We start from the raw sequence: 13993 nt of genomic DNA, 5'->3' as shown, positions 1-13993 counted from the left end.
ATTTTAGCGGGTGCCTCCTACCTGTTTCCTGAGAAAAAAGTGGGCACTCTATAAACGTCATAAAATTGCGTATTTTAGCGGGTGCCTCCTACCTGTTTCCTGAGAAAAAAGTGGGCACTCTATAAAGATGATGTTGTTTGTCTACGTTTTTGGTGAAGACAACATCTTTGTGCAGCTTTTTTCTTCTCAATGGTTGCCCAGCCATGCAGGCTCCTCTTCCCTCTAATGAAGCTCAACGCCTCGAAGCACTCCTGAGTTATGACGTGCTCGACACAGCCGCAGAAGCTGCTTTTGATGACTTGACAAAGCTAGCGGCTTTGATCTGCGGCACACCGATCGCGTTGGTCAGTCTGCTTGATCAGCGCCGCCAGTGGTTTAAAGCTCGTGTGGGGTTAGAGGCAACAGAAACGAGTCGTGATGTGGCATTTTGTGCCCACGCCATTCTGCAACCGGATGTGTTTGTCGTACCAGATGCGTTAGACGATCAGCGGTTTGCTAACAATCCGTTAGTAACGGGGGCACCGCATGTGCGATCGTACGCTGGGGTACCTCTGGTCAATCCAGAAGGTTATCCACTGGGAACGCTTTGTGTGCTGGACTATGGTCCTAGACAACTGACGGCTCAGCAACTCGAAGCACTGGCAGCGATCGCCCGTCAGGTGGTCGCGCAACTAGAGCTACGGCGTATGGTTGCGACGTTGACCCGAACCATTCTGTTGCAGCAACAGACCGAAACAGAGTACCGTCATCTCTTTGAAAATGCCGTCGAGGGACTCTATCAAACAACGCTAACAGGACGGTATCTCAAGGCAAATCCAATGCTGGCAACCCTCTACGGTTATCGATCGGCAGACGAGTTAATTGCCTCGCTGACACAGATTTCGCACCAGCTTTATGTCCAGCCTGAGCAGCGACAGGCGTTCATGCAGTTAATTGAGGCAAACGGCAAAGTCTCAGGCTTTGAGTCTCAGATTTATCGTAAAACGGGGGAACGCATCTGGATTTCAGAAAATGCACGCCGTGTCTACGATGCCTCAGGAAAACCGCTTGGCTATGAAGGGAGCGTCACTGATATCAGCGATCGCAAGCAGGCAGAAGCCGCCCTGCAATACCAGAACCATCGCGCCAGTTTACTCAACGCCATTACGTTGCGGATTCGCCAATCACTGAACCTGGACGAAATTCTCAACACGACTGTAACTGAAGTGCAGCAGTTTCTCCAGACCGATCGGGTGGTCATCTACCGCTTTGCACCAGACTGGGACGGTACCGTTGTCGTCGAATCTGTTGCCCCCGGATGGACATCGACTCTGGGCATCACGATTCAAGACACTTGCTTCAAAGACGGCGGCTGGCAGCAGTATAACGCTGGCAGAACTCGGGCGATCGATGATATCCAACAGTCATCCTTAGCTGACTGCCACAAAAAACTGCTGACTCAATTTCAGGTCAGAGCCAATCTGGTTGTACCCATTCTTCAGGCGCAGGGCGCGATCGGGCAACCTCAACTCTGGGGGCTTTTAATCGCACATCAGTGTGCTCATCCCAGACATTGGCACACTGACGAAATCACCCTCCTGACGCAACTGGCAGACCAGGTTGGCATTGCCCTGGCGCAAGCGCAACTGCTCGAACAAGAGATGCAGCAGCGCGAGCAACTCACCATTCAAAACCTCGCCCTCCAGCAAGCGAGATTGGCGGCTGACAGAGCTAATCAAGCAAAAAGCAACTTTTTAGCGACCATGAGCCACGAAATTCGTACTCCGATGAATGCGGTCATTGGCATGACTGGGCTGCTGCTCGATATGGCGCTGCCCCCGCAACAGCAAGAGTATATTGAGATCATTCGTACCAGCAGTGACTCTCTTCTAACCATCATTAATGACATTCTCGATTTCTCAAAAATCGAATCGGGCAACCTGGAACTGGAGCAGCAGCCCTTCAGACTGGCGACCTGTATTGAAGAAGCACTGGATTTATTGGCAGCAGGAGCGACAGAAAAAGGGCTAGAACTGGCTTACTGGAGTACCCCTGCTGTACCCCCAATGTTGATAGGCGATGTCACTCGGCTACGGCAGATTCTGGTTAATTTGCTCAACAATGCCATCAAATTTACAGAGACAGGGGAGGTTGTGGTGACAGTTGATGCCCAACCGCTCCATGCTGTGCCGCTTAAAGCAACTGATACCCAATACCTCACCCCACGGTACGAAATTCGGTTCGCTATCAAGGATACGGGCATTGGCATTTCAAGCACTAAGCTAGAACGCCTCTTCAAAGCCTTTAGCCAGGTTGACGCTTCGACCACTCGCCAGTACGGGGGGACAGGGCTGGGTCTGGTCATCAGCAAGAGACTGAGTGAGCTGATGGGTGGCAAGATGTGGGTCGAAAGCCAGCCAGAGGTCGGCTCTACCTTTTACTTCACGATCGTCGCTCAAGTGGCACCAGCGGTCACAGCACCAGCAACGCCGCAATCTCTAACAGGTAAGCGTGTTTTGCTGGTGGATGATAACGCTACCAATCGACAGATTCTGACTCAGTATGCTCAATCCTGGCAAATGCTGTCTCAGTCGGCGGCTTCTGGAGCAGAGGCTCTGGCATTAATGCATCAGGGCGATCGCTTTGATCTGGCAATTTTAGATATGCAAATGCCTGCCATGGATGGCTTGATGCTAGCGGCTGCCATTCATGCTATATCGGATTGCCAGTCGTTACCGCTAGTGATGCTGACCTCGATCGGCAAGCCCGAAAATCTGTCTGAGGAAGACCAGCGACACTTTGCAGCGTTTCTCAATAAGCCCATCAAAGCCGCTCAACTCTACAAAATTTTGACCGATAGCTTAAGTGGACAGCCAATGCCAATATCACAACCGTTCGTGAAAAGCAGCGCGATCGCTGACTCCGATCGCGCCCAGCCCCTCAGAATTTTGTTAGCAGAAGATCACCTAATCAACCAGAAGATTGCCCTGCTGATGTTGCAGCGGCTAGGCTACCGGGCAGATGTTGCAGGGAATGGGCTAGAAGTGTTAGAAGCTCTGCATCGCCAGCCTTATGACGTGGTGTTGCTGGATGTACAAATGCCAGAGATGGATGGACTCGAAGCCGCTCGCTGTATCTGTCAGCAGTGGCAACCGCAGGCGCGCCCTTACCTGATTGCCATGACTGCCAATGCCATGCAGGGCGATCGCGAAATTTGCCTTGCAGCGGGCATGGACAACTATATCAGTAAGCCAGTCCACATGGAGGGACTGGCTCAGGTACTCAGTCGCTGCCAACCGTTGAAGCCGCCGATCGACTCCCTCACACGCAGTCACTCCGTAGACGCTCCAGTCGGTGCTCCAACTGCTGTAACGCCGAGCACGCAAAAATCCATCTTAGATTTAACGGTGCTCGCCTCTTTTCGACAGGAAATGGGGGAAATGGGAGATGAAGTGATCGCTGAATTGATTGATTGCTATCTCACTGAAGCGCCCCTACTCTTACACACAATCCGCAGTGCCATCAATCAACATGACCTTAAAGACATGCAACGCGTTGCTCACGGACTCAAAGCCAGCAGTGCCGCCCTCGGTGCGATTAATCTCAGTCAGCTTTGTCAAGCATTAGAAACCATTGCGCTCAGCGCCCCGATCGATCAAAGCTTGGCAATCATTGCGCGACTGGAGTCTGAGTACAAGCGTGTTGCAGCCGCTCTAAAGCACGAACAGTTACCTCCACTACTATGAACCCTTCTGTAGACCTCTCGTTGATTCGAGCACCCTTGTCCCTTCCTTTTATGCCTAAAGCATCACCGCTGATCCTGCTCGTTGATGACGAAAAAACCATCCGCACTCAAATTCGGCGCTTTCTAGAGAAGGGAAGCTATCAGATTATTGAGGCAAACAATGGCGAAGAAGGCATCAATGCTTGTATTCGCTTTCAACCAGACATCGTTCTGTTAGACGGCATGATGCCGATCATGGATGGATTTGAATGTTGCGCTCAATTACAGTCGTTGCCGGGTGCAGACCACACACCCGTCCTGATGATCACAGGTTTGGATGATCAGGTTTCGGTCGATCGGGCGTTTGCTGCTGGAGCAACCGACTATGTGACCAAACCCATTCACTGGGCAGTCCTGCGTCAACGCGTCCGCAGGCTCATTCAACAATCTCAACTGCTGAAACAACTGGAAACAGCAACTAAAATGTTCCATCGTCTGGCAACTGTGGATGCCTTGACGCAACTCGCTAATCGCATGATGCTAGATGCTCATCTTGATCAGGAATGGCGACGGATGATGCGGAATCAAGAACCATTATCCTTGATTCTCTGTGACGTTGATCTCTTCAAACGGTATAACGACGCTGATGGGTATGGGCACTTAGCTGGGGATGCGTGCTTGCGACAGGTCGCCAACGCCATCGGTGCTGTAACAAAACGTCCTGGCGATCTGGCAGCACGCTACGGTGGGGAAGAGTTTGCGGTGATTCTGCCCAACACTCCGATCGGTGGGGCAGTAGAGGTTGCTGAAATGATTCGATCGGGCGTGAAAGCACTACAGTTAGCCCATCCCAACTCTGACGTGAGTCGGTATGTGACGCTCAGTTTGGGCGTGGCTAGTGGAGTACCCAATCGCACTTTAAACTTTTTGCCCGAAACGCTGATCACCGCAGCAGACAAAGCATTGTATGAGGCGAAGGCGGCGGGACGCGATCGTCTCTGCGTGCACTTACTGTCTTAACTAGAGAGCATAAGCAGTTATAGCCATAGTCACAGGGGTTAGGGCGGGATGCTTGGTGCTGCTAGAACGGCTCTGGGTATTGGTCATAGAGTCTAAGATGAGCGACTTCTCTTTGACTAAAGCGTTGCCTCAAGCACTCAGCTATCTGCTATCAAGTCCCAATCGTCCCTGCTTTGGCTTGATTACCAACGGTAGCGATTTTGTTTTCATCAAGCTTGACCAGACCGAACAGCCCATCTACGCAACATCCAAAGTCTTTTCGCTGTTGGCACCGGATAATGAGTTGGTAGATGTATTGCGCGTCCTTAAGCACTTAGAGGACGTTTTAAAAGTCCGTATACTTGTAGCCTTGGCGACTGAAGTCGCGGCTACACGGACAAAACCTGCCGTCGCAGGTTATAAAGCCCTCGCGTTTCGGTAGTCCGTGTCGGCGGACTTTGTTTACGTAGTCGCGGTTTTAACCGCCAGACGCTTTTCAAACAGCCTCTTAAGACAGTTGATGAGAAGTCAACTACCCGCATAGACCCTATGCTCCTAACTCAGTTCTGCTGCCCACGGAACGCGCGGCTGGGATTTAGGCAGTTTCGTCACTTTGGTAAACAGTTTGCCTGCTTGTTTAAGATCCACATTGCCACCGCTGATGATGACTCCGATACGGGCACCCGGCTCGTTGACAATGCCTTCCAATAAAGCTGCGGTGGCTAAGGCTCCGGTAGGTTCGACGACCAACTTCAGGCGTTCCCATAAAAAGAACATGGCGCGGACGATCGCAGTTTCGGAGACCGTCACCATATCGTGGACATGGTGCAAAATAATGGGGAAGGTGAGTGTGCCGAGCGAGGCAGTACGCGCCCCATCGGCGATCGTGTTCGGATTCTCTACCGTTTGCAATGTTTTGGCATAGAACGATCGCGTGGCATCATCGGCGCGTTTCGGCTCTACGCCAATCACTCGACACGAGGGCGAAAGGGTATGAGCGGCAATCGCGCAGCCCGACAGCAAGCCACCCCCACCACAGCAGACCAGCAGCAAGTCCAGCGCGCCGACTTCTTCGATCAGTTCTTTTGCTGTGGTGCCCTGTCCGGCGATGACGTGAGGATGATCGAAGGGTGGAATGAGTGTCAAGCCCCGATCGCCTGCCAATTGCTGACCTAATGCTTCCCGCGAGTCAGTGAGGCGATTATAGGTTACGACTTGGGCACCATAGCCGCGAGTGGCTGCCAGTTTGACGGCTGGTGCATCCTCTGGCATGACGATCGTCGTGGGAATGTCAAGCAATTGACCCGAAAGCGCGATCGCTTGAGCATGATTCCCCGACGAAAATGCCAGCACACCGCGCCGACGTTGTTCTGCCGACAACTGCACCAACGCATTATATGCACCTCGAAACTTGAATGCCCCAATCCGCTGAAAGTTCTCGCACTTGAAAAAAACGTGGCTCCCCGTCTGGCGATCGACGGTCGTCGAAGTCATTACGGGGGTACGATGCGCCTGACCATTAAGGCGGGCTGCTGCCGCTTCCACATCTGCATAGGTCACAGGTAAGTCAGTAGCGGCAAGGGTCGTTATGCTATCTGGTTGAATGAAGTCCGCCATAGCAACACTGCTAAATCGATACGTACACCCTACACAAATTCAAACGTTGCAGGCACGCGCCTTCGATTCATTCACGGTCGATCGGCAATGTTCACCTCATCGGCTGGCTCACTGAATGATGCGTGTTTCAGCTCTGAACGATTCATTTGAACGGGTGTAGAGCATATTCTGTGGGGGAGTCGAATGGAGCATTCACTCCCCTTTTTCGGTTGAGCGTGGATTAGGTGTTACAGGTGCAACCTTTATGTCCACAGCCTTCTCCAGCCGGATGACCGTTAGCACAGGCTTCCCCGCAGTAAGCTTTGTCATCTTTCATGACGGCATCGGCAACGGGAACAATACAAAGGCAGGAATCGCAAGCACACTTCATTTGAGTCACAGTTGCCATAGTTTTCACCCTATTTGATCTACCAAGTACCATAACATATGAACAGCTATTCATGCATTGTTGAAGCGTCTTTTTGAAGCGCGCTTTGCTAACGCTACTTAGGATTAAATAACATCGAATTTTGTAGGATGTGTTAGGCGCTAGCCGTAACGCATCAAAGTCCGGAGTCGATGCGTTACGCTACGCTTTTCTTGAATGCCGGAACGGCTATACGGCATCCTACGCAGAATTACAGGTTATTCAGTTCACGCTCCTTAAGGGCTGCAAAAAATATGTTATGGATTATGGCAGTCAGCGGTTAGCGGTTAGCCGTCAGCGGTCAGCCTATGATTTAAAGTTGAACGTTACACCGTCACCTTCAGCTAACCCCCAGTACGCGAATGTGGATGCTGCCTCAGATACGGTCGGTGATTTGGCGATCGCCAAGTTCCGCTGTGACTGCAATCCGTGCCGGGTAGCAGTGATGCAAATGCTGCAGACAGGGCAGTGATCTCTTTAGGGCGCAATTGATCGACTCAAACTGTGCTATTACGTTGCTAAAGCCTTCAGCAACGCATAGATGTCTCAACTCTCACGGCGTTGTCACTTAGGATAGACAACATGGGAGAGAGTTCTACAAACCGGAAAGATTCGTTTTTGGTCTGCGGGCTTGGCAGTTTGGGGCAGTACTGTGTCTCGGTACTCAAGGAGTTTGCCGTTACGGTCAATGCGATCGAAGCCTCCCAAGCGCCCATCTGGGAAATTCCAGACCTGACTGATCTGGTTGATTGTCTGCTGATTGGGGACTGTCGGCAGCCAAAGCTACTAGAGCAAGCGGGCATTCGTGACTGTCGGGCGATTCTACTGGTCACTAGCGATGAGCGCGTCAATATTGCGGCGGCATTTGCAGCACGATCGCTCAACCCAAACATTCGCTTAGTGGTGCGATCGGCACAGGAGAATCTCAACGAGCTATTGGGTCACCAGTTGGGCAATTTTATCGCTTTTGAAGCCACACAACTGCCTGCCCCTAGCTTTGCATTGGCGGCTCTGGACAGTGAAACGCAAGGGTTGTTTACGCTGGAAAAGCAGCGTCTGCGGATCACTACTACGCATATTCAGCCAGACCATCACTGGTGCGATCTGCGCCTCCTTTATGAACTGAATACGCCCAATCGTCGTGTGCTGAGGCATTTCAGAGCGACTGTGCTGCCGCCTGCCAATTCCTTTTACCAGTGGGATCCCGATACCCGCGTCCAGGCTGGAGACACCATTACCTACATTGAAGCAACGGAGGCGATCGCAACGACCCCAGTGCTGTCCCATCGACGACGTGGTGCACTTTGGCAGGAACTGTCTCCCGCTTTAGTCTGGCAAAGCCTGCGGCAAACGCTGCATCAATTCTGGCGTGAAGGCACACAAACACAACGGGTTGCCCTGCTTTCTAGCTTTGTGATGCTCAGCCTCTTTGTTAGTGGTGCCGCGCTTTACAAGCTGCAATATTCTGAGCTTACTTTGCAAGAGGCGCTCAATGTCTCGCTGGTTTTAGTCATTGGCGGTTTTGACAATTTGTTTGGGGATCTGAAGTTACCGTTTGCCATCCCCTGGTGGCTGCATTTGTTTAGTGTGGGCATGACCGTTGCTGGCACAATTTTTATCGGTATCCTCTATGCAACGTTGACGGAGCGAGTCTTAGCGTCACGTTTCCAGTTTTTGAAGCGTCGTCCACCCATTCCAAAAGCTGATCATGTCGTGTTGGTGGGTCTGGGACGGGTGGGACAGCGCATTGCCACGCTTTTACAAGACCTGAAACAACCCTTAGTAGGCGTACATGCGATCGCGCTTGATCCAGGCGTACTGCCGCAAATACCACTGGTAACAGGCAATTTTCGCGATACCTTGATGCGTGTAAATCTGGCGACTGCCAAGAGTATGGTTATCGTCACCGATGATGAGGTCGCCAATCTGGAAATCGCGCTGATGGCGCAGGCAGCTAATCCAAACTGCAATCTGGTCGTGCGCGTTTTTGATCCTGCGTTTACTGAGCATGTGGCACAACTATTGCCTGCCGCTAGAGTGATGGGAGCCTACGCGCTGTCAGCAGCAGCGTTTGCTGGAGCCGCCTTTGGTGAAAATATTCTTAGTCTATTTCGCCTGAACGATCGCACGACGCTTGTCACTGAGTACCAAATTGAGCCAACCGATACTCTCAACGGGTGCTTGCTGGCTGAAATTGCTTATGGCTATGGCGTTGTGCCCATCCTGCACCAAAAAGGCGACCATGAACCCGCCCGACTGATGCCGTCTGATGATATCCGGCTACGAGTGGGCGATCGGCTGGTAGTGCTGGCGACTCTTTCCGGTCTACAACGCGTTGAGCGTGGTATCAGCAAAGCTCCCCGTTGGCAGGTGCAGGTCGAAAAAGCCGTTTCTGAAGAAGCTGTTTTTGCAGGAGCAGGCGCGATCGCACGTATTTCTGGCTGTAGTATTGGCACCGCTAGAGAACTGATGAGCCACTTGCCAGCCGTCACGCCCACGTTGCTTCACAAACATCAGGCACAGCGCCTTGTCCGCGAACTGAACAAGCTACAAGTGCTTGCCAGTCTGCTACGCGCCTCCTAGATTGCCGCCTATATCTGAGTGAGACCATACGCGTGGGCTGCACACTGCTTCAAGAAGCGATCGGGGATTTCGGGTCGCGCTCCCCAATGAAGATGGAGGTAGGATGCATGGAGATTGGGGCGATGCCAGCCTTCGTTGGGGAGCGGGGAGTGGGGAGTGGGGAGTAGGGCAAATAACGGAGAATCAGGTTCCTGGGCTAGGTGCGATCGATGAAACTCGTGACCCCAAACGGTTGTGCCTTTGTCTAAAAGGAGACTGTCGTGGAGGGCGATCGCCTGTCGATAGCCCAACGTCAGTCGCTTACCCATCACCGCTGTTGTGGGCAGTATCCCCACCATTGGAAACGCTTGATCCTCAAAGTTGGTAATTTTTTCGCACAGATACATCAACCCGCCACACTCAGCATACGTAGGCATTCCTGACAGGATCGCCGATCGCACAGCCATACGAGCAGCCTCATTCGCGGTCAGTTGCTCAGCAAACACTTCAGGAAAACCGCCGCCAAAGTAAAGCCCCTGCACGTTGTCGGGTAAGGCACGATCGCGCATCGGACTCCAAGGCACGAGTTCGGCTCCCAGCGCTTCGAGCAGATCCAGGTTGTCGGCGTAGTAGAAGCTGAAGGCAGCGTCTTGGGCGATCGCGATGCGGGGGGAGGGTTGAGGGGATGGGGAAGCAGGGGAAGCAGACGGAACAGACGGAGTTTTGAGTTTTGAGTTTTGAGTAGCACTTCGTGCCGCTGCGCTAGAGAGTTTTGAGTTTTGAGTCTTCCCCTGCTCCCCTTGCTCTCCTTGCTTCCCTTGCCCATCTTCTGCCTTCTGCCCTCTGCCTTCTGCCTTCCTCTCCAACAACGGCATCAACTGCTCCCAATCAAAACACGTCTTTCCCAAATGAGCTAGTTGAGCAACGATCGCATTTAAATCTTCCAGTTCGTCGGTAGGCACTAACCCAAGATGTCGATCGGGGATCGTAATCCCATCTTCGCGGCGCAGAACTCCTAGAATCGGTATGCTGAGTGGTTCTAAGGCAGTTTTGAGGAGTTCCAGGTGACGATCGCTGCCGACTCGGTTCAGCACCACGCCAGCAACGTTGAGGCGAGGATCAAACGAACGGTAGCCATGAGCGATCGCCGCGATCGAGTGTGATAAACCACTACAGTTCAGCACCAGAAGGATCGGCAAGTCCAGCAAACGGGCAATGTGAGCCGTGCTAGCAAACCCGTCTCGCCCTGTTGCACCGTCAAACAGACCCATCACACCTTCTACTAACGTGTGGGTGGCAGTTTGACTGTGGGTTTGAGTGTGGTGATCGAAGCACTGCTGCACATAGGCTTCGGAAGTCAGCATCGGATCGAGATTGCGGCACGATCGTCCCGTCACATACCGATGAAACATGGGATCGATGTAATCGGGACCCACCTTAAACGACTGTACCTGCAAACCTTGCTGTCTCAGAAAAGAGAGAATAGCAAGCGTGACGGTTGTTTTACCAACGCCACTACGTTCTCCAGCAATAATTAGCCCCATCTCAATAGTAATTAGTGGTTAGTTGTTAGAGTCTAGAACCAACAACTAACCACTAACAACCAACCACTGCTTACTGCCCATGCAGCTTCAGTACTTTGGCAACAACTGCCAGACTTTCCTCGTAAAGCACATCATGACCCCAGCGCTGTAATTGCTGACTGAGTAGAAACTCAGCTTTCTGATCAGACAGCGATGAAACGACTTCCGTCTGGCACGCTTGGGCGCTACCACCCGCTTCCATTCGCATACAGCCTGTGGTTTCAGAGCAAAGAATGGTGCAGCAGTTTGCCTGTAAGTTGGTGGACGTAATGCGGATACCCACCAGATCGCCTAAAATTTCGCCCCAGTCAGCAGTGGGGATCGCGGCTAATTCGGCAGTGATTTCGCGCTGATTAGCACCCTTAAAGGTAACGTGCTTGAGGTCGTAGTCGCCTCCTGTTTCATGGAAAGCAACGGGTTGCCAATCGAGCCGACTGGCGATCCAGCCCAGATAAAGGAGTGCTTGTGCTGCGTTGCCTTTTTCGTAGTCGATCGCAAGCTGGTCTGCTTCAATGAGAGAAGCCCGACGCTCAGGGGGATCAAACGCGGCTGCCATTAGCTCTTGCCAGGGTTGCAGGCGATGCCAGTTGAGGTCGGCGATGTAGGTACCGTCATCAATGAGTTCTTGAATCTTGAGAAACTCAGACTCTGGGTCGCTGAAGTAGCAGGAATCCAAAATCAAGCAGTCACACGATTCAGCCAGTGCTTTGAAGAGTGCCTGGTCGGGGTTGGGGGTTGCTTTCCACCAAACAAACTGCGGTAGATCTTGAATCATCAGCGATGCGACCAGTTCACCGACTCGCTCCAAGGCTGCTTTTGTGCCCCTCAGCGTAATGTATTCGCAGCAGATAAGAGAACCACCACTGCCTTGCTGCACCGGGCAATAGGCAGAAACTTGAGCGGTCACGCCCTGATCGGCACCTAAAATGGGACAAAGGGTGATGATACGACCAGGGTTTTGAACAGCGATCGCGTCACTGATGCTAAAACCCCGTATGTTTGGGTTGGTGAACTTGATGCGATCGCTCGGCTTCTTTGCAAACTCTTCTCGTAGTTTGGCTAATGTTCCCGGATCAACACGACCTGTAATCGACAAACCATAGGACTTTTGGGCATCCTGCACTGCTGCTTTAGTCATCGGTCCGTGAATGCCATCGATCGGACCTTCATAAAACCCCAGTGCCGCCAACAGTTGCTGAAACTCTTCTGGCTCATAGATCACCATACTGAACGTCGAAGCTCTGCTGGCACCTTGATTCGGCGAATCAGCACTCTGACTATGCCAGATGGCACTTAGCTCCGCCTCAATTTCATCTAAAGAAATATCTTTGGGTCGTTGAAGAGCAACAAGTGGAGTGGTCGTCATAATCAGTGATTGGTTATTAGTTGTTAGTTGTTAGAAGCAATAGGGAGTAGGGAGTAGGAAATCGATTGTTAGCAGCTATTGAAGAGTCAGTGGTCAACCTTAACTAAAAACTAACAACCAACAACTAAAAACTTTTTAGCCTTCATCCCTCATCCCCCTTTTCACAGTCTTCTCCAGTTTCGCCCATTGCTATTCAAGAGCAATTCTGATTCGACGGGTCCCCAGGTACCAGCTTCGTAGAGCGGAATGCTTTCTGGTGGCGCGGGAGCATCCCAAACGTTTAACAAGGGAGTCAGAATGCGCCAGGAGGCTTCTACCTCATCGCCGCGCGTAAAGAGGGTCTGATCACCAAGCATACAGTCCACCAGCAGACGGCTGTAGGCATCGGTGTTTGCCTGACCAAAGGCAGTGTCGTAGCGAAAGTCCATATCAACCGATCGCGTCCTCAACGACGTTCCCGGTGTTTTCACCTCGAAGCGCAGTGCAATCCCCTCATTCGGTTGAATCCGCATCGTCAGAATATTTGGGTTTGCCTGCTTGGCTGCCGACTGAAACATCAAAAACGGCACCTCCTTAAACTGAATCGCGATTTCAGAGATTTTTTTGGGCATCCGTTTCCCTGTTCGCAAGTAGAACGGCACACCTTTCCAGCGCCAGTTGTCGATCGTCAGCTTCAGAGCGGCGTAGGTGGGCGTGGTTGAATCCGTTGCCGCGCCTTCTTCCTGGCGATAGGCTGGCACCGCTTTGCCCTTCATCCAGCCTTCTGTATACTGCCCGCGAATGGCAGAGTTGCCAAGCGTCTCCAGATCAGCCAGGTGAGTCGCTTGCAGTACTTTCACTTTTTCGTTGCGAATGCTATTCGCCTCTAGAGAGTTAGGCGCTTCCATTGCCGTCAGGCAGAACAACTGCATCAGGTGGTTTTGCACCATATCGCGCAGCGCGCCAGCCGTTTCGTAGTAGCCTGCTCGCCCCTCTAGTCCCACCGTTTCGGCGACGGTGATCTGAACGTGATCGACAAATTGACGGTTCCACAGCGGTTCAAAAATGGCGTTGGCAAAACGGAACACCATCAGGTTCTGCACCGTCTCTTTGCCCAGATAGTGATCGATGCGGTAAACCTGTTGCTCATCGCAGACTTTCTGCACCACACGATTGAGCGCCTGGGCGGAACTGAGATCCCGACCAAACGGTTTTTCAATCACGAGGCGCTGTTTTTTAGGATCTTCAATCATTCTGGCTGCCCCAAGTTGCTGAATGGCTTCTGAAAAGAACTTGGGCGCAACGGAGAGATAAAACACTCGATTGCCGCGTGTACCACGCTGTTGGTCGAGTTCTGCTAAAAAGGTTTTCAGCTTTTGGTAATCATCCTGATTGTCCAGATCGCCAGGGTGGTAGAACAAGCCTTTAGCAAAGTCATCCCAGATTGCCTGAGACCCTATCCCGCCACCAAACTCTTCCACGCCTTCGCGCATGTGTTCACGGAAGTAGTCGTGGCTCCAGTCGCGGCGGGCAACACCGACGATCGTCAGTTCAGGTGGCAAGCGACGCTCTCGCTTCATCTGATAGATCGCGGGTACGAGCTTGCGCTGGGTCAGATCGCCAGAAGCACCAAAGATAATGAGAATCTGCGGTTCGGGGATGCGATCCTGTTGTAGACCAACGCGAAGGGGGTTTTCGAGCAGAGTGACCATAGGTGGGGAAAGAGAAGGATAAAGGATAAAGGATGAAGGATTAAGAGGGATAGGGAACAGGGTTAA

10 protein-coding genes are annotated in these 13993 nt (G+C 52.1%); 5 read left to right on the top strand and 5 right to left on the bottom strand.

Going from position 1 to position 13993, the window contains the following annotated elements:
• Window positions 1–203: 203 nt before the first annotated feature.
• The 3 genes from AC5JO6_RS17075 (at window position 204) to AC5JO6_RS17065 (ending at window position 5144) form a co-directional block, all read left to right on the top strand.
• The gene (locus AC5JO6_RS17075) at window positions 204–3725 is read left to right on the top strand and encodes a GAF domain-containing protein (RefSeq protein ID WP_496082267.1); all 3522 of its coding nucleotides are present in this window, start codon (window positions 204–206) and stop codon (window positions 3723–3725) included.
• Window positions 3726–3775: 50 nt separating this feature from the next.
• On the top strand, window positions 3776–4723 hold the full coding sequence (locus AC5JO6_RS17070) for a diguanylate cyclase domain-containing protein (protein ID WP_496082266.1): 948 nt from the start codon (window positions 3776–3778) through the stop codon (window positions 4721–4723).
• A gap of 97 nt (window positions 4724–4820) precedes the next feature.
• Window positions 4821–5144, top strand: coding sequence for a hypothetical protein (locus AC5JO6_RS17065; RefSeq protein ID WP_496082265.1), 324 nt, complete (start codon window positions 4821–4823; stop codon window positions 5142–5144).
• 113 nt (window positions 5145–5257) lie between these two features.
• Here the strand turns inward: AC5JO6_RS17065 and AC5JO6_RS17060 are convergent, their stop codons facing one another.
• On the bottom strand, window positions 5258–6319 hold the full coding sequence (locus tag AC5JO6_RS17060; RefSeq protein WP_496082264.1) for a threo-3-hydroxy-L-aspartate ammonia-lyase: 1062 nt from the start codon (window positions 6317–6319) through the stop codon (window positions 5258–5260).
• A gap of 220 nt (window positions 6320–6539) precedes the next feature.
• A complete protein-coding gene (locus tag AC5JO6_RS17055) occupies window positions 6540–6707 on the bottom strand; it encodes a metallothionein (protein WP_496082263.1) in 168 nt (55 codons plus the stop codon).
• Window positions 6708–6984: 277 nt separating this feature from the next.
• Here AC5JO6_RS17055 and AC5JO6_RS17050 point away from each other — a divergent pair, with 277 nt between their 5' ends.
• Window positions 6985–7197, top strand: coding sequence for a hypothetical protein (locus AC5JO6_RS17050; protein WP_496082262.1), 213 nt, complete (start codon window positions 6985–6987; stop codon window positions 7195–7197).
• Between the two features lie 110 nt (window positions 7198–7307).
• Window positions 7308–9308, top strand: coding sequence for a potassium channel family protein (locus AC5JO6_RS17045; protein ID WP_496082261.1), 2001 nt, complete (start codon window positions 7308–7310; stop codon window positions 9306–9308).
• 8 nt (window positions 9309–9316) lie between these two features.
• On the opposite strand, the gene AC5JO6_RS17040 is transcribed toward AC5JO6_RS17045, so the two are convergent.
• From AC5JO6_RS17040 to zwf, 3 genes are all read right to left on the bottom strand, one after another.
• The gene (locus tag AC5JO6_RS17040; RefSeq protein WP_496082260.1) at window positions 9317–10831 is read right to left on the bottom strand and encodes a cobyrinic acid a,c-diamide synthase CobB; all 1515 of its coding nucleotides are present in this window, start codon (window positions 10829–10831) and stop codon (window positions 9317–9319) included.
• Window positions 10832–10901: 70 nt separating this feature from the next.
• A complete protein-coding gene (gene opcA / locus AC5JO6_RS17035) occupies window positions 10902–12236 on the bottom strand; it encodes a glucose-6-phosphate dehydrogenase assembly protein OpcA (protein WP_496082259.1) in 1335 nt (444 codons plus the stop codon).
• 161 nt (window positions 12237–12397) lie between these two features.
• The gene (gene zwf, locus AC5JO6_RS17030; RefSeq protein WP_496082258.1) at window positions 12398–13927 is read right to left on the bottom strand and encodes a glucose-6-phosphate dehydrogenase; all 1530 of its coding nucleotides are present in this window, start codon (window positions 13925–13927) and stop codon (window positions 12398–12400) included.
• Between the last annotated feature and the right edge of the window lie 66 nt (window positions 13928–13993).

The sequence above is a fragment of the Tildeniella sp. genome, from assembly GCF_059505325.1.
This window is presented reverse-complemented; position numbering and strand designations above follow the sequence as displayed.